Source organism: Limnohabitans sp., from assembly GCF_036804465.1.
GTDB lineage: Bacteria > Pseudomonadota > Gammaproteobacteria > Burkholderiales > Burkholderiaceae_C > Limnohabitans.
The window spans coordinates 16241-38189 of record NZ_DAIRSK010000003.1; the positions used below are offsets into that span (position 1 = coordinate 16241).

Sequence of the window (21949 nt, forward strand, 5' to 3'; positions counted from 1 at the left end):
CGCGGGTATGAACAATTGCTTTAAAGTCATTTGGAATGCAGCAACAGCCACGTTTGTGGCTGTGCCTGAAACCGCCAAAGGCCAAGGTGCCCAAGCCGTTGGTGGCGCACCTTCTGCGGGCGACTTCATTCAAAAGACGGTGACGCATTTCTTCATCAAGCCGCTTGTGGCTGCGCTGATTTGTATGGGTTTTTGTTTCGCAACCTATGCCGCACCCGCAGCACCGAACCTCACAGCGCCGCTAGCCACCCAACTGCCCACTGGCGCACGTGTGTCCTCTGGCACAGCCAGCGTGTCACAGTCGGGCGCTGCGATGACAGTCAAGCAAGACACGGCGAGTGCCGTTGTCAACTGGCAGACCTTCAATCTGGGCGCTCAAGCGTCCGTCAACTTTGAGCAACCCACGTCTCAAAGCGTGACCTTGAATCGTGTGCTTGACAGCAACCCGAGTCAGATCTTTGGCAAGATCAATGCCAATGGCGCTGTGTTTTTGCAAAATCCAAATGGGGTTTATTTCGCACCTGGCTCGAGCGTGGATGTTGGCGCTTTGGTCGCGACTACCCATCGCATCAGCGATGCTGACTTCATGTCGGGGAACTACAACTTCAGCCGAACGGGTTCCACTGGAAAAATTCTCAACCAAGGTTTGTTGACCTCCAAGCTCGGCGGCTACATCGCGCTATTGGCACCTGAAGTTCAAAACCATGGGGTGGTGGTTGCCAAAGGTGGCACCATTGTGTTGGCGGCTGGTGAAACGTTTCAGTTGCAGTTTGAGGCAAACCATGCACTCACCCATGTTTTGGTGTCTCCCTCAACCATCGCTGCCTATGTAGAAAACGGCAATGCCGTTTTAGCGCCGGGTGGCTTGGTGATTTTGTCGGCTCAAGCGGCCAACGCCATCCAAGGGGGGGTGGTCAAAAACACGGGTTCAATTCAGGCCGATGGATTGGTCAATGATGGTGGTGTGATTCGTTTGGTGGCGAGCGATCGCATCTCCAACACAGGCACCATCAGCGCAGATGCTTTGCCAGGTGGCACAGGCAGCGGTGGACAAATCTTGGTCATTGCTGACTTGAGCAATGCCAACAGCGTGGCTGACATCGATGGCACGCTGAGCGCCAAAGGGGGCGACCTAGGCGGCAACGGCGGATTCATCGAGACATCGGGCTCGCATGTGCAGATGGCAGAAACCACCCGCATTGCCACAAATGCGCCAAAGGGAACGGGCGGCAGTTGGCTCATCGACCCGACTGATTTTTCAGTGGGCGGCACAGGCAGTGATATATCGGGCGCCACCTTGGGTGCCAACCTCAACACCAGCAGCGTCACTATTTTGAGCAGCAGTGGTGGCACAGGCACGAGTGGCAATATCAACATCAACGATGCCGTGAGTTGGTCTTCGGCCAACAAACTCACGCTGTCGGCGGCCAACAACATCAACATCCTCAATGCCATCCATGTGCCAACGGGTGGCTCTGTGGCCTTAGTGTATGGCACCAGTGTGGCCACTGGCGACTACAACTTTGGCAGCTTCAGTGCCAACAACACGCAGTTCACGGGATCCATCAACTTTGCAGGTACGGGGGCGGGCTTGTTCACCACCCAGTTGGGTGGGAACGCGGTAGACAGTTACACCGTGATCACGAATCCCAGTACTTACGTTGCGGGCAGCAACCCCACAGGAGGTATCGCCCTCTCTAATGGTAAGTACGCGCTGGGCCAAAACTACAACTTTGACCGGTCGTTCACCGCGTCGCCCATCACGGGCACTTTCACCGGCAAGTTTGCAGGTTTGGGCCACACGGTGGGCAACTTGACGGGCACAGGTGCGATTGGCTTGTTCAACAACTCATCGGGTTTGATTCGCGATGTGGGTGTCAACATTTCTACCAGCAACGCGGCCAAGGGCACGGGTGGATTGGTCAACACCCATTCGGGGGTGATCAAAAACAGTTTTGCCAATGCCTATATTTATTCGGTCACCAACAGCTCTGGTTCGCTCTTGAATGAAACCATGGGTGGCTTGGTGGCTACCAACACGGGCTTGATCACCAACAGCTTTTCTACAGGTGCTGTTTCTGGAACGAACTTTATTGGCGGACTCATTGGTAACAATGGTTCAAGCAACAGCGCCAGTCCCAGCAACATCTTGAACAGCTTTTCAAAAGCCAGTGTCACAGGCACAGGCAGTAATGTGGGTGGCTTGATTGGGCAAAACACCACCACGGGCACCGGTGCTTCATCGACAGTAACCAACAGTTTTGCCACGGGCGATGTGTCGGCAACGGGCGCGAACGCTGGCGGTGGCTTGATTGGTTTTAACTTTGCCAGTGCAGCCAGCAGCACGGTAGCGGTGACAGACAGTTATGCCACGGGCAACCTCACTGGTGCAATGACCAATGGCGGCAACAATTACTGGTTTGGAGGTTTGATTGGCTCCAACCGGGTTGATGGTATTGGCGCCAATGCCAGTGTCACAGGTAGTCATGCCAGCGGCAATGTAACCCTCGCGTCATCTTGGGTGGGGGGATTGATTGGCTTCAACCAAGTCAATGCAGCCAATGGTGTGGCCAATGTGTCCAGCAGTTACGCCACAGGTACCGTCTGGAACAACCCCGCTTCGCTGTCCAAAGGCACTGGTGGCTTGTTAGGGTTGAACCGCAGTGGTAGTGCCGGCAGCAGCTCAACCGTGACTGACAGTTATGCCACTGGTGCAGTGTCTGCAGGACTAGAGTGGGCAGGGGGGTTGATTGGCTACAACTCTGCAACGGCCAGTGGCGTTAATCATTCTGTTTCAAACAGCTATGCCACCGGCGCAGTCAGTGGGTCGACCAATGTGGGCGGGTTGATTGGCCAGAATCAAGCTCTCAACTCGGCAAGTACCAACATAAACGCAAGCTATGCAACTGGCAGCGTGTCTGGCACCCAGGGCTCTGTCGGTGGCTTGGTGGGCACCAACACCGTCGATACCGCGTCCAGTGCAAGTTCGAACATCACCAACAGTTACGCCAGCGGCAATATCACTGCGGCAGGGGGCAGTGTGGGCGGCTTGATAGGCAGCAACACATCTGCCAACTCTTCAAACTCTGCTTACATCTCGAACAGTTATGCCTCAGGCAATGTGTCTTCTGTAGGTGATTCTGTGGGTGGCTTGGTGGGCAACAATTTGGGCAATGGCGACTCACGCATTGTGCAAAGCTATGCCACCGGCAGTGTGCAGTCCACCTCGGCCACAGGCACCAACGTCGGTGGTTTGGTGGGACTCAACACGCCAAGTTCAACCAACAGCAATGTCAGCATCAGCCAAAGCTATGCCACTGGCGCAGTCACTGCGCCCAAAACGGCCGGAGGTTTGGTTGGGGTCATTGGGTCGGGGGCTGGAGCGGCGAACATCGACCAAAGCTATGCCACGGGAAATGTCCAACAGACGGCAACGAGCAGCTTGGCGGGCGGCTTGGTGGGTCAGGTTCAATTGCCAAATGTTAACGGCTATACCCAAATCAGCAACAGTTTTGCCACGGGTAACGTCACGGGCGCAACCAGCAGCAATCTGGGGGGATTGGTGGGTAACTTTGCTGCAGCAGCCAGGGGCGGTATTCAAAACACCTACGCCTTGGGCACGGTGAGTGGCAGCACCAATATGGGTGGCTTGATTGGCTCGCTGAGTACAGGCAGTTCTTTGCAAAACAACTACTGGAACAGTACCAACAACGCAGGCTTGCACACCGCGAATGGCAGCGTCGCTGGAAAGACATCGGCCACCGCAGGCATTGCCAGCCTGTCCACCACACAGATGCAAACGCTTTCAAACTTCAGCGGTTGGGACACTACATCCGTGTGGCAGTCACTGGAATACTTCAACAACCAGCTTCCGTTTTTAAGACAGAACAATACCCTGGCCAGCATTTCTTTGGTGACGGGTTCCAACAGGTATGGCGACACGCCTACGCTGAGTTATGCCATCACCAACTCATTCGGTAGCGCCATCACCAGCCCCACCGCCACGGGTACACCCGTGTGGACCTTGTCACAGAATGGCAGCGTCATTGGCAACCAAAGCATCTCCAGCACCACCAACGCCGGCACCTACAGCCTGACCTACAACAGCGGCATCAACTTGGGCAACTACACCATCATGAGTGGCAGCCCAACCAATTGGACCGTGACCAAAGCGCCTTTGGGTTTGTCTGTCACGGGCACTTACAGCGGCACCACCGCCATCACGCCCACGTCTTACAGCGTGACCGGTTTGAAAAACAACGAAACCATGGTGCCCACAGCGGTCACCGTCAGCAATGCGAATGTGGCCACCGCCAACAAGTACGTGACGGCCATCACCTCCAATACCGGCAACGCCAACTTCAGCAATTACGACGTGGCCTCATTTTTCAACGCCACTCCTAACACCACCACCACCAACACAGCAACCCTCAACCCTATTGCTTTGTCGGTGTCGGCCGTGGCCAGCTTGTCCGGCAACCCCTACAAAGGCAGCGCCTACACAGGCACCTACACCAGCAGCGCCATGGTGGCCGCAGACGCCAACCTGATCAGCGTCACGGGCGTCGCAACGGGTACTGATGCGGGCACCTACACGTCCAACTTGGCGGTATCCCTCTCAGGCTCAGCACAGACCAACTACAGCACACCCGCGGTGACCAATGCCAACTTGGTCATCTCGCCCAAACCCATCGCCATCACCAACACCGCGTTGACAACCGCCTACGACGCTGTGACGACCTACGCTGCATTGGCAGGGCAAATCAATTACTCAAACACCCCTTTGGTGGGAAATGACGCGATGGCGGGCGTGACGCAGACAGCCAACCAAACAGGCATCGCACAAGCAGGCGGCTACACCGTCACACCCAGTGGGGCCAGCATCACGAGTGGTAACCCCAGCAACTACCAGTTCAGCTATGTCAGCTCGAACAACACGGTGACCCCCATAGCGCTCACGGTGGCCAACACGTCAGTGGCGTCCAAGGTGTATGACGGAACACTCACTGCCACTGTCACCAATGGCACTTTGCAGGGTGTACTTGCCCCAGATACTTTGAATGTGGGGCTGAGCCAAGCGGGTAATTTTGCAAATGCCAATGTAGGCGCAAACAAGGGCGTCACCCTCGCCGATGTATTGAGTGGTTCTGCAGCGTCTAACTACACCTTGACGCAACCCACCGGATTGACTGCAGCGATCACAGCCAAGACTTTGGACATTACTGGACAGCTTGCTTCACATAAAGTTTATGACGCGACGACAGCAGCCACTCTCACGGGCGGCACTTTGACAGGTGTGGTGGGTCATGACGCTGTCAGTTTGGTTCAGGCGGGAAGTTTTGCCAGTGCCAATGTCGCAAGCAATATCCCCGTCACTGCGACGAATTCATTGACTGGCTTGGGGGCTAGCAACTACCAAATCAATCAGCCCACCCATCTGATTGCGAACATCACGCCCGCCATACTGACCGTCGAAGGCTTGGCCGCTTCGTCCAAGGTTTACGACGGAACAACCACAGCAAGTCTCTCAGGCATCGCCGTGGCAAGGCCACTGGGCGGTGGGCAAGTGACCATCAATGGCAGCCCTGAGGGTGCGTTTGCAGACAAACATGTCGGCAACAACAAGTACATTGACGTCACAGGTTTTACCTTGACGGGTGCAGATGCAAGCAATTACCTCGTGACGGGCCTGCATGGCGTGTATGGCAATATCACGCCAGCCCCTTTGTCTGTCTCAGGTTTGTCGGCCGTGAATAAAGTCTACGATGCCACAACTGCTGCATCCTTCACTGGTGCAACATTTTCAGGTTTGATCCAAGGCGATCGTGTTTGGGCCAATACAGGTGTTTTTAATTCCAAAAATGTGGGTACCAATCAATCCGTGACAGCCTTGGTCACGGGTTCAGACGCGGGCAATTATGTGGTGACGGGGTTGACGGGTTACACCGCCGACATCACCCCTGCCCAGCTTTCTGTCAGCGGTCAAGTGGCCGCAAACAAGGTGTATGACGCCACAACATCGGCCGCACTCAGCGGCGGTGTGTTGAATGGTGTGTTGGCAGGGGAGACTGTGACCTTGAATCAATCGGGCAGCTTTGTTGACAAGCATGCAGGCGTTGCCAAACCAATTGTGGCAAGCAACACCTTGGCTGGCATGGACGCCGCCAATTACCTCGTCACCCAACCTGTCAATCTCACTGCAGACATCACACCTGCCCAGCTCACGGTGAGTGGGCAAGCTGCGGCGAACAAAGTCTACGATGCCACCACAGCTGCGGCACTGAGCAATGGTGTGTTGAATGGTGTGCTCGTTGGGGATTCTGTGACGCTGAGTCAAACGGGCAGCTTCGTTGACAAGCATGCAGGCGCTGTCAAGTCGATCTTGGCAAGCAACACCTTGGCTGGCAGTGACGCCGCCAATTACCTCGTCACGCAACCTGTCAATCTCACTGCAGACATCACACCTGCCCAGCTCACGGTGAGTGGGCAAGCTGCGGCGAACAAAGCCTACGACGCCACCACAGCTGCCACACTGAGCCATGGTGTGTTGAATGGCGTGCTCGTTGGGGATTCTGTGACGCTGAGCCAAACGGGCAGCTTCACGGATAAAAATGTAGGCACTGCCAAGTCGGTCTTGGCAAGCAACACCGTGGCTGGCAGTGACGCCGCCAATTACCTCGTCACGCAACCTGTCAATCTCACAGCAGACATCATCCCTGCCCAGCTCTCTGTCAGCGGTCAAGTGGCCGCAAACAAGGTGTATGACGCCACAACATCGGCCGCACTCAGCGGCGGTGTGTTGAATGGTGTGTTGGCAGGGGAGACTGTGACCTTGAATCAATCGGGCAGCTTTGTTGACAAGCATGCAGGCGTTGCCAAACCAATTGTGGCAAGCAACACCTTGGCTGGCATGGACGCCGCCAATTACCTCGTCACCCAACCTGTCAATCTCACTGCAGACATCACACCTGCCACCTTGGCTGTTTCTGGCTTGGTGGCCACGCATAAGACTTACGACGCCACGACAAGTGCGGTTGTCACTGGCTTGCCTTTGGTGACAGCTTTAGCCAACGACGTGGTGACGTTGAACGGTTCTGCTGTGGGAATTTTTAACAACAAAAACGTTGGCGTTGGTAAGTCGGTGAGGTTGGCTGGACTCACCATCCACCCAGGTTCAGCAGACGGCGGCAACTACATCATGCCAACAGACATTGGCCTGACTGCCGACATCACGAAAAGAGACGTGTCCGTCGCTGGCACAACTGTGCTCAGCAAGGTCTATGACACCACAACCACAGCCACACGTTCTGGCGGTGTGTTGGTGGGTGTTCAAGCAGATGACGTTTTGTTGCTGACAGAGTCAGGTAGTTTCAGTGACAAACATGCGGCTGTTGGTAAAACAGTGACTGCCAATGACAGCATTTTTGGACCGAGCGCCACCAACTACAACTTGTTGCAACCCACAGGCTTGACTGGAACGATCACACGAGCACCCTTATCTGTCACGGGATTGGCGGTGAGCGACAAGCGCTACGACGGAACTACCAACGCCACAGTGACAGGGGCTGCATTCGTCCAACCCCTAGGCGCAGACCGTGTCGCAGTGAGTGGTTTACCCCTCGCACAGTTTGCAACGAAGAATGCGGGACGCCACATTCCCGTTGCCTTTTCAAACATGACCTTATCAGGCCCTGATGCAGACAATTACACGGCGACAGGTCTTGCAGGCATGGCGGCGACGATTGGTCCTGCGCCTTTGACTGCGAGTGCCCAGGCGTTCACCAAAGTTTATGACGCAAGCCCCAGTGCAACACCATCATTGACGATCACCTCAGGACTGATTGGCCAAGAAACTGTGGTGGTGACGGGTGCAGGCGCGCTGAACAGCAAAAATGTGTCTGATGCCAACTCGTTGACGGTGAGTTCCGTGGTTTTATCAGACGGCACCCATGGAGGACTGGCCAGTAATTACGTCCTTGCGGCAGGACAAACTGCGCCCGCGCGTGTGACACCCGCTGTGCTGACCGCCTCTGGTATAGCGGCAGCTGGGTCGATTTATGGTTCGCAAATCACACCTGGGGGTGCTGTCATCGCTGGCGTCATTGGCGCTGACGTGGTCACAGCGGTCGTTGGGCTAGAGAACGACTCACGCAGTTCAAGCAACCATGTGAAGGCAGGGGCCTACAAGCAAACAGTGACAAATTTAAGTGGCCAAGATGCAAGCAATTACGCATGGACGCCATTCACCACACCCGTCGCTAACTATGTGGTCACGCCTTTGGTGTTGAGTGGATCAATTGCTTCTGCCAGTACCAATGCTGGGGCATTGTTCAGCCCAGGTGTTGCAACGTTGAACAATGTGATTGCAGGCGACTCTTTGTCAGCCACTGATGTTGTGGTTGTCATTCCTGGCGCAGCAGTTGGGAATAAGACGGGCAACATGGTCGGCACCTTTGTGGGTAGTCAAAAAATCGCTGCCTTATCTGGTGTGGACGCTGCCAATTACGACCATTCAAAAGTGGTGGGTGACTATTCTGTGAAAACTGGTTTTTCAAGCGGTACTGTCTATCCGCGAGAAATGACGGCTTCATTCGCCAAAACAAGTTCATTGACGCAAACACCATCTGAATTGGCTCTTCCTGTGCAGGCCAACAAGCAGATCAATTCGCCAGTCATTCCTTCGCAAGCGCTTGAAATAGCGCCTGCCATTAAAAATGAACCACGAGCGCTTGAATCCAAACTGGCATTGTCTGTGCCTGATGCGCGCAAAACAATGGCGGCCTTCGTTGCCAACAAAAACACAGCGACCATTGCACAGCCAGCATCATTGAATAAGTTAACTCAACCATCCTTCCTGCCTTCGTACAGTTCCAGTTTTTTACCGGAAACAAACAGTGTCGATGGCATGTCGGGTATATACAAAGGGGAGTCGGGTGAAAGTTTGATGTCAACGCAGGGTGAAAGTCAAGACGATGGGATGGCACCTCTGTACGCTTCAATTCGAGAGCTTTTGGCCAATCCGACAACATACCAAGTGATAGGTGCCGCATCCTCCATTGTGATCATGGTGAAAACCTTGGTCACACCCGCCATGACCACCGTTTTAAACAGCGCGCCTGCTCAAGCGCCTGATCGGGCCCCTGTGAGAGCACCCACACAGTCTTCGTCTTTCATCAATCAGGCCTCAAACACCCGATTTACCCGTCGCGCGTAGTGGCTGCGTCATCGTTCAATTCCTAGCTTGGGATGGACGGAGGCTGCATAAGCCACCATGATGAGTGCGTGGATTTGTGCAAGTGTTTTCTCTGCATTGGCAAAAGAAATCTTTTGTTTTTTCTCGACGTAGCCATCACTGTCAATGTATGCACTTGGCCCTGAGTAGGTGATCAAGTTCACTTTGAATGCCATATCTGCTGGGTCTATATCCCTTGGCAGCTCAAGCCCGCCATGGATACAAACTTTCACGCGATTGAGCAGCTGGATGTCTTTGAATTGATGAAAAATTTCAGTCTGAGAGAAGACTGAATGGCCTCCCAATTTTTGATGCAAATTCAACTCAGATGGACCAAGATAGTCGGCCAGCTGCTTGCCTTTGGCAGGCACGAGTCGCTCCAGCACACGCAAGCCAATTCGCTGCGTTGACGTCAGCTTGAGTACCTGATGGACAATGGAAAATCCTTCTAAAAACAGAGTTAAGAATGATTCGATGTCCCTGAAGTTACTTGTCTTGAAGGTGAGGCATTGCGCATTCAGGATGAAATGACTGGTTTTGTTTTTATTTGAAAACATGTACGCGTTATGCGTTTGCGGAACGAGTACTTGTCCATGGTCGATCTGTTCCACGTTGATGGTTTGACTCTTGATCATGGTTGAGTCAGGGTGGTGCGCCACTCTGAACGCCGCCTGAATCGTTTGGATGTGTTGTGCGATGTGGGTGACTTGATCAAACCTGATCTCGGCGATCGTGAGGTAATTGCTAGAGTTTCTTAACTTGGTCATCGCAATATCTTACGAATTCAAGCGTTCAAAGCTTGCATTTGCTTGCAAGTTGCACATCAAAAAAAAACCGTTGTCCATGGATGGGACAACGGTTTGTGGGTCAATTAACTGAAAGTTGGAACCATGCTGGTGTTGACGGTGACAGTCTTACCCACCGACGCGGTGTAGGTCTTGGAGCGTACGTTGTCGACAAACACGTATTCGCCTTTGACGTTGGTCGCTGTGACCGTCATCAACAAATAGCCGCGTCGTTTGGTTTCCACGTAGTTGACGTCATCAATCAGACCTGCCCGTGATGCATTCGCGCCGCCTGCTAGTGCACTGCCATCTATGTAGGGGGCTAAATCTGCCAAGCCCGCGCTCTCGTAACCAGGAGCAGTCACAGAAGTTGTTGCAAACTCCACACCCACTTTGGTGGCACCGTTGAGCGTGCGCAAGTCGTTGAACCATGCGTTGTGTGAGTCGCCCGAAAGCGTGACAAACTTTTTGCCTGTGGCTCGGATAGTTTGCAACAAGGTTTCACGGTAAATGGGGTAGCCATCCCACGAATCCATGTTGATTGGCACTTTAGGAACCGCAGCAGCGGCTGTTGGATTGGTGGCTTTGAGGGTCAAGTAGCTCATCATGGCCGTTTGAAAGGCCGCAGGGCTCACTGCAAAGGCAGCCACCACAGTGGCGGGGTACCAGAGCTTGGCCATGATGTCTTGGTTGCCCATGATTTGCCAGGTGGTGGTGGCCGCAGCGATGTTGCCAGTCAACCAGGTGAATTGGGTGTCGCTCATCATCTTATTGGCGGCATCAGGATAGACGCCACCCACGGGTGTCAAACCTGCGGTGTAGTCAGCCCATGCATAGGGTTGAATGGTGGGCTCCAAGGGGTCGCCGTACCAGCCATAAACTTGCTTGGTGCGGCCTTCAATGCGTGTGTCCACCATGTGCAAAGAAAACAAAGTACCAAAGTCAAATTTGCGATAAATCTTGAACAAATCATTGACGTCAGGCGTGCGGATGGGCATCCACTCGTGATAGACCTTTGCCGCTGTGGCCTTGCGTGTGGCCCAGTCGCCCTGCGTCGCCGTGTTGTGATTTTGAGCGCCTGTTGCATAGGCGTTGTTGGTAAATTCATGGTCATCCCAGACCGTGATCCAAGGCATCTTGGCGTGCAGGGCTTGCAGATTTGGATCGGAGCGATACAGGGCGTAACGCGTTCTGTAATCGGTCAAGCTCACGATATCGTTTGTCGGAGACACCACACGACCCAGCGAGACGGCCGTGCCAGCAGGGGTGGTGGTGGCATCTGTGTTGCCAAACTTGGCAGGGTCAGAGCCATATTCATAGATGTAGTCGCCCAAATGCACCGCGAATTCAGCGCCTGAGCTCAAGGCACTTTCGTACACGTTGAAGAATCCTGCCGAGTACAAGGTGCAAGAGAAAACCGCAAATTTGACCGAGGTGACGGTCAACGCAGGCAAGGTTCTTGTCGTGCCAACAAGTGAGGCAGCGCCTGTTTCGTCGGTGAATTTGTAATAGTAGGTTGTGCCAGCGGTCAGCCCTGTGGCATCTACCTTGGCTGTGTTGCCTGCGGCAATTGAAGCCATCACAGTGCCTGATTTGACGATGTTGGTGAACCCATTGTCTGTCGCCACCTGCCAAGTTAAATTGACGTCGCTTTCTAAGTTAGGCCGTTTGGCATGCGTCCACAACATGACGCGATCTGCCAAGGGGTCGCCACTGGCGACACCGTAGAGGAATTGAGCCGGCGTGAGAGGTCCATTTGAATCTCCACAGGCAACCAGTGCAGCGGAGCTGCTGACTGCTGCCAATGTGGCCGATTTGGTGAGGAAATGACGACGTGATGTTTGAGTCATGGCTTGCCTTTAAAAAGAACCATTGGTTCATTTTTTTGTGACAAGCAAGTGAACTCAAAACCTTTTTTTGGTCCCAATAAAATCAGGCGCAAGAGCGGCTCAAGTCATGAAGAACACAAAGCTAATGACATCGTATTCAAAAAAATAGGTGACGGGCCCGACCCCCAGCACTGGCTCCACAGTTAGGGCTGCTCGGTTCCCCGCCTGACCCGGTTGGCCGCTTCACCATGTGGGGAGGCCCGTCGTTTTCCTATTAGGTGCTACATCGAGGTGACACAAGATGTACGTTCATTCTAGGTGTTACTCAATAAGGAAGTAGTGTTATCCGAGCCATCAAGTTGCAGACATCTTGACTTTTGGTCTTTGTTTCCCAGATTTCGTGTCCCACCCACTCCGTCAAAACGAAAAGCCATTGTTAGTCGTTGATTTGCAATGGTTTTTCGTTTTATCTTCTAGCGCTTTCACGCCTAGCACCTTTCATTTTTAAGCAGGTTCAAGGCTGAATGATCTCGTATTCCCATCAGCATATCCACAATTCACAACCCAGTGCAAACGCTCTTATTCAGTTTTTTACTACATGATGTGGAGAACCGCCCACTTCGATTCGATTCGTCAATGCTCAGACAGTTCACCGGTACTGAGCATTTATATCGCCTGAATCGTCGGTGCCAAGTATCTTTGCTATTGAAGAGGTTTAATTACTTTATAGGAAAGGCCTGAATTTCCAGCCTTCAACACCTCAAACCTTGCGCCTTTGAATCCAATAATTGGATCATCATTAATGTCATACTTCAATTCTTGGCTGAATGCGGGACGGGCAAAATCGTTTTTAAACTCACGATATAACAACGTTATAGCTTTAGAACTACCGCCCGCATAAACTAACTCTCTTTTAAAACTATCTATTGAAATTTCATCTATTTCTGTAATTGAATAATCTCTGTCTAGTTTTACATCCATCGGTTCGCACGTTACGGCAACTGTGCCATTAATTGCACATATATGCGTTGATTCGCTCGGGTTATTCGGAATGAAGAAACCAGAAAAACTACTTGATGCACCCTTGATTTGATCTTTTTGAGTTGCGTAAATAGAACCATTAATTACTTTTCCATATAAAGGGACAGTAGCGGAAGAAAAATCAACTTCATAGCTAAAAAATAATAATTTCACTTGCCCATTGATTTTGGTTTTGAAGTTCACAGCAGGTTTTTTCGTAACGAATACCTTTGCAACAATACTCTCACCCACCTCAATTTGAACAGGTATACCGACATCAGGTAGGTCAATAGCTTTAGAGGTCGGTTTAAAAATTTCAATAGCCCCCTTGGGTTCTTGAGCCAGAGCTCTCGCAGAAACACCAAAAAAAATGACTAATAAGAATAAATATATTGATTTAAATTTCACTTTTGTATTCCTATTGAATTGGTTTCTCATTGACAGATTGCTCATTCTTAAGGCTCTAAGACCCTCGTGAATTTGAGCTGATTTTTATCAATTAAGTTTAACTAATGTTATCAGTATTCGAGAAAATCTCGAGCTTGTTCAAACGACTAGCTACTCACACCGCACATTCACTAGGGTATAAAAACAAAATCATGGTCGTATTCATTCATTGATAGGGGGGAGGGAAAGGGTCTTCTCACGGTAGATACACCGAGTTGGGGAGGTAGTTGCCTGAGGGTGTATCTAGCGTGGGTTAATGGCCCTTTTTAGGGATGTAGGACGTGCTCAAAACTGAGCAGGTTAGATAACAACGTCAACAGCTTTGGCGAGTACCTTCTGGAGGGAACCAAAAGGGATGCCGGTCATGCTTGCTACCTTCCGGTAGCTCACACCCTGCTTCTTCAACCTCATAGCCTGTGTGATCTGCTCAATTGCGACTGAGCTGACCTTGATGGGGCAGGTGCTGGAAGACCAAGGGGTCAGGTTCTCTGGTCGTGTTGGTGGGGCTGCGGTGGCTGACATCTTGTTCAGAAATGTCAGCAGCTCCTCACCTCGGAGTTGACGTGGGGTGTGTTCCACCTTGATCAATCCAGACTCTGCGAAGCGGGAGATCTTGTTCAGGTCCTTGAAGGTGCTCAAGACTCCGACGCCTAAGAACTCACTCTCGTTTTCATTAAGGGTGAACCGTGGGTTCTGTATCAGGTATGCCAGATCAGCGACCTCACGCAAGGTAAGTTTCTGTCGGGTGTTCAACACTGCTTGGCTTTCACCTGCGTGATTGAGAATGTGTAAATTCATGGTCATGTTTATGACTTTCTGATTGATAGCTGGGTTTGGGGAAGCTGAAAGGGAGCCTTCAGGATTAACTACTGACGTAGAAATTCCTGAAGGGTTTCACTTAAGTTAGGGGAGCGACAAAGCTAGTAGTGGGTGTAAAGGTTCTCTTTGGGGGCTTATGGAATGTGAGACCAAAGGCTGTGGCTTTAAGGGATGGTTCTGGAGAAGGGGATGAACAGGATCATCTTTGAGGATTGATCTTGTTGGTATCTGCTCCAAGGGTGGAACCGTTAGATGGGCTTAAGGCACTCTTGAGGTTGGAAATTAGAAATAACCTGTTGCACCTCCTTATAGTGAGCCTTTAAGGGATCAGAACGGAACATCTTCAGGTTGCAGGTTCATAGGCACTTGATGCCCGATCCACTCACCTTCGTGCTTCCGGTATGACTTCTCAAGGGATGCTGTTGTTGCCTTGCGGTATCGGAAGTGAGGCTTGGGGGAGTAGACGAACACTGAGCCAACAAAGCCCTTGCCCTGTGATCTAGTCTTAGTGACCAAGATGCCTGCATTGAGCAACTGAGCTTGAATGGTTCGTATTGTTTTGTCAGTGCCAAGCTGTTCACTTCGTTGAGAAATCAGGCATTCACCGCCATCAGCATCAGCATCAGCAAACTTCCCAAGGATGGCTCCAAGTGTCGAGACATAACCAACACTCATGCGCCGAGCTTTAAGGGTCTCTTTGGCAAACTCACGGAGCAGCATCTGTTTCTCACTGTCTTGCTCTATGAAGTCACGGCGGGTTCTCTGTGGAAGTGTGGCAACGAAGGCAGCATCTACTTCAGGTGTCCACAGTGGGTTGGGTGTTGGACCGTACTTGGCTCTGACTGCTTCAGGGGAGAGTCTGAAGGTCATGAGAGCTTCACTTCGTATACGTTCTTTCGATCTGTGTATCGGGTAGCCATTCGCTCCAAGACTTCCATCTCAGAGGCTCTTGTCTCAGCGCTGAACTGGAATGACTCGCCCTGAGACCGTGTGAGAGCTTGTATTGGGGTGTTTCCAGTCTGCTCCTCAAACAGCTTGAGAGCTCGTTCACAGCAAGCTCTTGTGTCAGCTGATCGAGGTATCCCGTTCAGCCAGCGGCCATAGACCTCCCGAAGATAGATCGGTTTCTTTTTAGGGAGAGTAGTTGTGGCTAAAACTTGCTGAGGTGCTACATGCTGGCTTGTGTAATTACCAAGAATTTCAGCTCTTTTGACCGTGCCTTTGATGACTGCTGCTTTGTAGCTGCAAGGCCCCAACGTATGCACCAACCTACCGTTGGTATGAAGGGTTTTGAGAGGGTGATCCTTGGGCAGCAAGATGCGGATGTAGAAGGAGCCACCGCGTTGGAATAAGCCAGTAAGTTGAGCCATTGATGATGTCCACGTAAGGGTTACGTGTCACATCAAGGTGCTACAAAATGAGTGTCTAAATGCCCCGTGCTCTGGGAGGCCGCACAAACACTCAGATTGTTCTAAATAGGTGACGGGCCCGACCCCCAGCACTGGCTCCACAGTTAGGGCTGCTCGGTTCCCCGCCTGACCCGGTTGGCCGCTTCACCATGTGGGGAGGCCCGTCGCTGACTATTGTAGGTCACATAGAATGGCGCGCTTATGTCTTACCTCGTCCTTGCCCGCAAATATCGCCCCAAAACCTTCACTGAGATGGTGGGTCAAGAGCACGTGGTGCAGGCGCTGACCAATGCGCTGACGACCCAACGTTTGCACCACGCGTATTTGTTCACTGGCACACGCGGCGTGGGTAAAACCACGGTCTCGCGCGTGTTGGCTAAATCGCTCAATTGCCAAGGCGTGGACGGCACAGGCGGCATCACCGCCAACCCTTGCGGTGTATGCCAAGCCTGTACCGACATTGATGCAGGCCGCTTTGTGGACTACACCGAGCTCGATGCTGCTTCCAACCGCGGCGTGGACGAAGTGCAAAGCTTGCTCGAGCAAGCTGTCTACAAGCCCGTGCAAGGCCGCTTCAAGGTCTTCATGATCGATGAGGTGCACATGCTCACCAACACCGCATTCAACGCGATGTTGAAGACCTTGGAAGAGCCGCCCGAATATCTCAAATTTGTGCTGGCCACCACCGATCCACAAAAAGTGCCTGTGACCGTGTTGTCACGTTGCTTGCAGTTCAACCTGCGTCCCATGGCGCCTGAGACCGTGCTGGAGCATTTGGGCCATGTACTGGGCCAAGAAAACATTGACTCTGAGCCACAAGCCTTGCGCTTGTTAGCCCGTGCCGCGCGCGGCTCTATGCGTGACGCGCTGAGTTTGACGGACCAAGCGATTGCCTACGGGGGAGGGCAATTGCAAGAAGCTGCCGTGCGCCAAATGTTGGGCAGTGCTGATCGTTCGCATGTATGGCGTTTGATCGAGGCCTTGGCGCATGGCGACGGTCATTCGGTGGTGCAAACCTCTGAAGCCTTGCGCGTGCATGGCCTGAGCGCAGCCGCCACGCTAGAAGACATGTCGATGGTGTTGCAACGCATGGCGGTGTTGCAAGCTGTGCCCGACATGGGCGAGGGCGATGCGGCTGACCCCGAAGCCGCCGAGACGGCTCGCTTGGCTGCTTTGATGCCGCCAGATGAGACCCAATTGCTCTACAGCATCAGCCTGCATGGCCGCCAAGAGCTGGGGCTCGCACCCGACGAATACGCAGCGCTCACCATGGTGCTGCTGCGTTTGTTGGCATTTAAGAAGCCCTCAGGTTTGGTTGCGTCTTTGGCTTTGGCTGAAAAAAAAAGTCTAATTAATCCGCCACCTCAGGTCCCAGTGGCTGTGTCCATGCCGCTGGCGATGCCCGTTGAGTCCGTGCAAGCCTTGCCCGTGCGCGAGATGCGGCCGCGCGATGTGGCGCCTTGGGAAGACAACCCCAGCGACAACCCCGAGGGTGGCGACAGCCCAAATTTTGACCACGATTCAGACGCCGCTGTGGTGGCCGTGCCGGTGCGCCAGCAAGCCGAGCCCAGTGCCGCGCTGGAGTTGCAAAATCCCAGCGCCGATCAGTCGCTGCGCTTGACCACGCCCGAGGGCGAGTTTTGGCACAAATTGGTGATGGACATGGCCGCTGCTGAGGCCATCAACGCTTTGGTGCGTGAATTGGGGCTGCAGTCGCAACTGGTGGCGCGTGACACGGACACATGGATGCTTCGCGTCGAGCGTGAGTCGCTCAACAGCTCCACCAGCCGTGAGCGTTTGGAAAAAGCGCTTGATGCAGCAGGCTACCCTGTGCGGCTGTTGGTGGAAGTTGGGCGCGTGCAAGACAGCCCTGCCAAACGCAATGCTGCCGCTGTTGCGCAACGCCAAGCGGGGGCCGAAGCCATCATCCTCAACGATGCATATGTTCAAAGTTTGATTCGTGACTATGGCGCCAAAATCGTGCCAGGTAGCATCAAGCCGCTGTAAGTAAGACTGTTTTTTTATTTGTTTGTTAAAGGGAAACACCATGTTCAACAAAGGACAACTCTCGGGCCTCATGAAGCAAGCCCAAGCCATGCAAGAAAACCTGAAAAAAGCTCAAGATGAATTGGCCTTTGTTGAAGTCACGGGTGAGTCTGGTTCTGGCTTGGTAAAAGTGTTGATGAGCTGCAAGCACGATGTCAAACGCATCACCATTGACCCAAGCCTGTTGGCCGATGACAAAGACATGCTGGAAGACTTGGTGGCTGCCGCCTTCAACGACGCAGTTCGCAAAGCCGCTGAGACCAGTGAATCCAAGATGAGCAAGCTCACCGCTGGCTTGCCACCGGGCCTGAAGCTGCCGTTCTAAATGAGCGACACGTCTGTGCTGGAAGGTCTGATTCAGGCCCTGCGCCGTTTGCCAGGCGTGGGGGTGAAATCAGCCTCGCGCATGGCGTACCACTTGCTGCAGCATGACCGCGAAGGGGCTGAGATGATTTCTCAGGCCCTGCACCAAGCAGCTGCGCAGGTGAAACATTGCGAGCGCTGCCACACCTTCACCACGCAGGGGGTGTGCGACACCTGCTTGGACGAGGGGCGCGACATCACCCGTTTGTGTGTGGTCGAGACGCCTGCCGATCAATCGGCCATCGAGCGCACAGCCGCCTACAAGGGACAGTACTTTGTGTTGATGGGGCGCATCAGCCCCTTGGATGGTTTTGGCCCCAAAGACATTGGGCTGCAAAAGCTCATCGAGCGTGCCAGCGATGGCGTGGTGAAAGAGGTCATCTTGGCCACCAACTTCACTGCCGAGGGCGAAGCCACTGCACATGTGCTGGGTGAGGCGCTCAAGAAGCGCGGCGTGCAAGTCACCCGCCTAGCCCGTGGCGTGCCTGTGGGCAGCGAGCTGGAGTATGTGGATTTGGGCACGATTGCACACGCTTTGGTGGACCGACGCGACGCGTAAAAAGACCCAAGGCGCACAGCCTTGGGTTTTGTGCAGTTTTACTTTTTGGCGACTTGCGTTTTGCCAGTGGGCTTGCTGGCTTTGGCTGAGGCTGAGGCTGAGGCTGAGGCTGTCTTGGTGCCCTTGGTTTTCTTTCCACCTTTGGCAGCTGCTTTGCGCTTGGCCACGGCTTCGGGCGACAGGTCGAGTTTGCCGTTGTCAGCCACTTGGGCCGTCACGTCACCGAGCATGCCTGCACTTCGGGGGACCAGCAGGGCAGAACCCGCTTTGATGACCATGCGCGGCGGGATGTTGTTGAGGGCGCGAAAGTCCGCTTCACTCATGTTCACGCGCTTGGCGGCATCGGTCACTTTCATGGTGGTGGGTGCAATCCATGCAGTCCAGCTCGCCATTCGACTCAAGGTGGAGGCTTCGTAGTTGCGCTGGAATACTTCGGCGTTGTCCCAAGGCAGCAAAATTTGCGGCGAGCCTGCGGCCAGCAACACCGGACGGTGGGCAGAGGGGTTGAGGGCTTTGAAGTCTTGTTCAGAAATATCCGCTAGCTTGGCCACCACGCTCACATCCATGTCGCGAGGCAGGGGAACGCTTTGAAAGTAAGGGTGGTTGGGAATGTTGGGCAGCACCACACTGAACTGGGGCGGGTTGCCCACGATGTTTTTCATGGCCTGGAGTTTGGGCACATACATGCGCGTCTCCATGGGCATGGTCAGGTCCGTGTAGCCAGTGGGTAAGCCCGCGCGTTTGTTGCGCGCAATGGCTTTGCCCACGTTGCCTTCACCCCAGTTGTAGGCGGCCAAGGCCAAATGCCAATCACCAAACATTTTGTGCAGCCGCTCAAGATAGTCCAACGCGGCACGGGTGGATGCTTGCACATCGCGGCGGTCGTCACGGAAAGCGTTTTGTTTCAAATCAAAGCTCTTGCCAGTGGCAGGCATGAACTGCCACATGCCGCTGGCCCGAGCGCTGGACACTGCTTGCGGGTTGAAGGCGCTCTCAATGAAGGGCAGCAAGGCCAGTTCGGTGGGCATCTTGCGGGTTTCAATTTCTTCAACGATGTGATAGAGGTATTTGTTCGAGCGCTCCGTCATGCGGCTCAAATAGTCGGGCTTGGCGGCGTACCACTGGGTCCGGTCGTTGACCAATTGGGTCTCCAAGTCAGGCATTTGATAGCCCTTGCGGATGCGCTCCCACAGGTCTTTGGGCAGGCTCAGGGTCACGACGTTGTCGCGTTTGGCGCTGCCTTGGGTGATGGGGCTCAGATCTGCTGGCGTTACAGGGCTGGAACTGGAACTGGGACCCTGACCGTGGCCGGGATCGGGGCTGACTTGTACCGACTCTGGTGTGGCAGTTGTCAAATTGGCGCACCCGCTCAGCAATGCAAGGCTGAGGCTGAATCCAGTCAATAGAAATCTCATCTGAAATCGTTCTTCCATTCACGAAGGGCGGCAAACACAGCCACATCGTCTGTTTGTTCGAGTGTTGACAGTCCGGCGTGTTGGGCCACGGCGTGTCGCACACGGGTAAGTCGAGCCCGTAAAAACGGGTTGATTAGCAACTCGGTACCCATTTGGGCGGGCAAAGTGGGCTTGCCTTCGGCTCTGAGCTGCTGGCACTGCGCCATGTAGCTTTGCAAATCGGTGTTGTAAGGTTCTACGGCCAGGGCAAATCTCAAGTTGGAAAGAGTGTACTCGTGGGCGCAGCACACTTGGGTGTTGGCTGGAAGGGCTGCAAGTCCATCCAGCGAGCTCAGCATTTGCGCAGGCGTTCCCTCAAAAATGCGCCCACACCCTCCGGAAAACAAGGTGTCGCCACAAAACAGCACGGGGTTGGGTTGGGCATGGGGTAGAAAGTAAGCCACATGGCCAGCGGTGTGGCCGGGCACGTCCAGCACTTGCACGCTTTGGCCGAGCAGATCCCATGAATCGCCATGCATGACGGGCGTGAAGGGCGCAGGCACTTCCTCCCGTGCGGGGCCAAACACGTGGGCACCTGTGGCGAGGTGCAGTTCGCGCACGCCGCCCACATGGTCGGCATGGTGGTGGGTCACTAGAATGGCAGCCAATGTCAGACCTTGATCGGCCAGCGCCTGCAACACAGGCGCAGCATCACCGGGGTCGACCACCACGGCCAGTTGGTCTTGTTGCCACAACCACAGGTAGTTGTCAGAGAACGCGGGCAGTGCAATCAGCTTCATGTCATCCATACCTTTAAAAAACGATAGTTTGCCTGACTGGCTGGCGTCCCCCGCTGGCCAGTATTTGTGCGCGTGGGAGCAAAGCTATTTGGACCTTGCGGTGGCCGATGTGTTTGGTTTTCATGCGCTGCAGTTGGGATTTCCCGCGTTGGATGCTTTGCAAGCCAACCGCATGCCGCACCGCTGGCTGGCCTGTGATGTCCAGCCCGAGCCTTGGCCCGCGGGCCGCGAGGTGCTGCTGAGCAACTACGAGGCCTTGCCTTTTCCCGATGCCAGTCTGGACTTGCTGGTGTTGCCCCACACCCTCGAGCTGAGCTATGACCCCCATGCCACTTTGCGTGAGGTGCAGCGCGTGCTGGTGCCCGAGGGGCGCTTGGTGATATGCGGCTTCAACCCTAACAGCTTGTGGGGTGTGAGTAAGAGTTGCAAACGTAGCTTTTCGCAGGTGGGCGACTTCATTGGTCAGGGCCGCTTGCGCGATTGGCTTCAGTTGCTGAGCTTTGAGGTGGAGTCCACCAGTTTTGGTTGCTACCGCCCAGACGTTAAAACTCAAGTTTGGCTCAAGCGGCTGGACTGGATGGACCAAGCAGGCGTGAGGTGGTGGCCCATTTTGGGTTCGGTTTACGGCATGGTGGCAGTCAAGCGTGTGCAAGGCATGCGCCTGATGTCTCCTGCATGGAAAAAACCGGTGCCGCGGGCAGCGGCGGTGGCAACCACGGCTTCCAATACGGCAAACCACAGCGCGTCAAAAGGTATGGAATGAACACGGTTGAGATTTACACAGACGGCGCTTGCAAAGGCAATCCAGGCCCAGGCGGTTGGGGTGCCTTGCTGCGTTCGCCTTCGGGTCAAGAAAAAGAGTTGTTTGGCGGCGAGCTTGACACCACCAACAACCGCATGGAGTTGATGGCTGTGATTGAGGCACTGCGTGCCCTCAAACGCCCTTGCCAAGTGGCTTTGTATTTGGACAGCGAATATGTGCGCAAAGGCATCACCGAGTGGATCCATGGCTGGAAAGCCCGAAACTGGCGTACCGCGGCCAAGCAGCCTGTGAAGAACGCCGACCTGTGGCAACAACTCGATGCGCTCACGCACCAAGGCGACCACGACATCGCGTGGCACTGGGTCAAAGGCCATGCGGGTCACGTGGACAATGAGCGGGCCGATGCTTTAGCCAATCGGGGTGTTGAATTGGTCTTGTCCGCTAGGTGACACATCGCCAAGAACGCTGGTAATTTTTGTGTTC

13 protein-coding genes and 2 other RNA genes are annotated in these 21949 nt (G+C 53.9%); 6 read left to right on the plus strand and 9 right to left on the minus strand.

The window, feature by feature from the left end; genetic code table 11:
- Window positions 1–7: 7 nt before the first annotated feature.
- Window positions 8–9214 carry a YDG domain-containing protein gene (locus V7Q41_RS02160; protein WP_333842194.1) on the plus strand — a complete coding sequence of 3069 codons (9207 nt, stop codon included), beginning with the start codon at window positions 8–10 and terminating at the stop codon, window positions 9212–9214.
- A gap of 8 nt (window positions 9215–9222) precedes the next feature.
- Here V7Q41_RS02160 and V7Q41_RS02165 read toward each other — a convergent pair whose 3' ends face one another.
- The 7 genes from V7Q41_RS02165 to ffs (V7Q41_RS02195) all read right to left on the minus strand — a co-directional run bounded on the left by V7Q41_RS02165 (window position 9223) and on the right by ffs (V7Q41_RS02195) (window position 15707).
- Window positions 9223–9999, minus strand: coding sequence for a TIGR04255 family protein (locus V7Q41_RS02165; protein WP_333842197.1), 777 nt, complete (start codon window positions 9997–9999; stop codon window positions 9223–9225).
- Between the two features lie 104 nt (window positions 10000–10103).
- Complete coding sequence (locus tag V7Q41_RS02170; RefSeq protein ID WP_333842199.1) at window positions 10104–11867, minus strand: alkaline phosphatase D family protein; 1764 nt, start codon at window positions 11865–11867, stop codon at window positions 10104–10106.
- Window positions 11868–12014: 147 nt separating this feature from the next.
- An RNA gene (gene ffs, locus V7Q41_RS02175) (signal recognition particle sRNA small type) lies at window positions 12015–12111 on the minus strand.
- Between the two features lie 437 nt (window positions 12112–12548).
- Complete coding sequence (locus V7Q41_RS02180) at window positions 12549–13274, minus strand: hypothetical protein (protein ID WP_333842202.1); 726 nt, start codon at window positions 13272–13274, stop codon at window positions 12549–12551.
- A 339-nt stretch (window positions 13275–13613) separates the two neighbouring features.
- Window positions 13614–14117 (minus strand): hypothetical protein, encoded by a 504-nt coding sequence (locus V7Q41_RS02185; RefSeq protein WP_333842204.1) that lies wholly within the window; start codon window positions 14115–14117, stop codon window positions 13614–13616.
- Window positions 14118–14459: 342 nt separating this feature from the next.
- A complete protein-coding gene (locus tag V7Q41_RS02190) occupies window positions 14460–15002 on the minus strand; it encodes a hypothetical protein (protein ID WP_333842207.1) in 543 nt (180 codons plus the stop codon).
- Window positions 15003–15610: 608 nt separating this feature from the next.
- An RNA gene (ffs, locus tag V7Q41_RS02195) (signal recognition particle sRNA small type) lies at window positions 15611–15707 on the minus strand.
- A gap of 35 nt (window positions 15708–15742) precedes the next feature.
- Between ffs (V7Q41_RS02195) and dnaX the strand changes: the two genes are divergently transcribed.
- Genes dnaX through recR form a run of 3 tightly spaced genes read left to right on the plus strand, consistent with a single transcriptional unit; the run spans window position 15743 to window position 18509 of the window.
- Window positions 15743–17548: a DNA polymerase III subunit gamma/tau gene (dnaX, locus tag V7Q41_RS02200; protein WP_333842210.1), complete on the plus strand. Its 1806-nt coding sequence runs from the start codon at window positions 15743–15745 to the stop codon at window positions 17546–17548.
- Window positions 17549–17588: 40 nt separating this feature from the next.
- A complete protein-coding gene (locus V7Q41_RS02205) occupies window positions 17589–17912 on the plus strand; it encodes a YbaB/EbfC family nucleoid-associated protein (RefSeq protein ID WP_333842213.1) in 324 nt (107 codons plus the stop codon).
- Entirely contained in the window at window positions 17913–18509 is a 597-nt protein-coding gene (recR, locus tag V7Q41_RS02210) for a recombination mediator RecR (RefSeq protein WP_333842216.1), read from the plus strand.
- Between the two features lie 38 nt (window positions 18510–18547).
- On the opposite strand, the gene V7Q41_RS02215 is transcribed toward recR, so the two are convergent.
- Window positions 18548–19924, minus strand: a complete 1377-nt coding sequence (locus tag V7Q41_RS02215; RefSeq protein WP_333842219.1) for a transglycosylase SLT domain-containing protein — start codon at window positions 19922–19924, stop codon at window positions 18548–18550.
- A complete protein-coding gene (gloB, locus tag V7Q41_RS02220) occupies window positions 19921–20703 on the minus strand; it encodes a hydroxyacylglutathione hydrolase (protein ID WP_333842222.1) in 783 nt (260 codons plus the stop codon). Before gloB ends, V7Q41_RS02215 begins: the two co-directional genes overlap by 4 nt.
- Between gloB and V7Q41_RS02225 the strand changes: the two genes are divergently transcribed.
- The gene (locus tag V7Q41_RS02225; RefSeq protein ID WP_333842225.1) at window positions 20702–21466 is read left to right on the plus strand and encodes a class I SAM-dependent methyltransferase; all 765 of its coding nucleotides are present in this window, start codon (window positions 20702–20704) and stop codon (window positions 21464–21466) included. The two genes, gloB and V7Q41_RS02225, sit on opposite strands and share 2 nt — an antisense overlap.
- Entirely contained in the window at window positions 21463–21915 is a 453-nt protein-coding gene (rnhA, locus tag V7Q41_RS02230; protein ID WP_333842228.1) for a ribonuclease HI, read from the plus strand. Before V7Q41_RS02225 ends, rnhA begins: the two co-directional genes overlap by 4 nt.
- Window positions 21916–21949 lie beyond the last annotated feature (34 nt).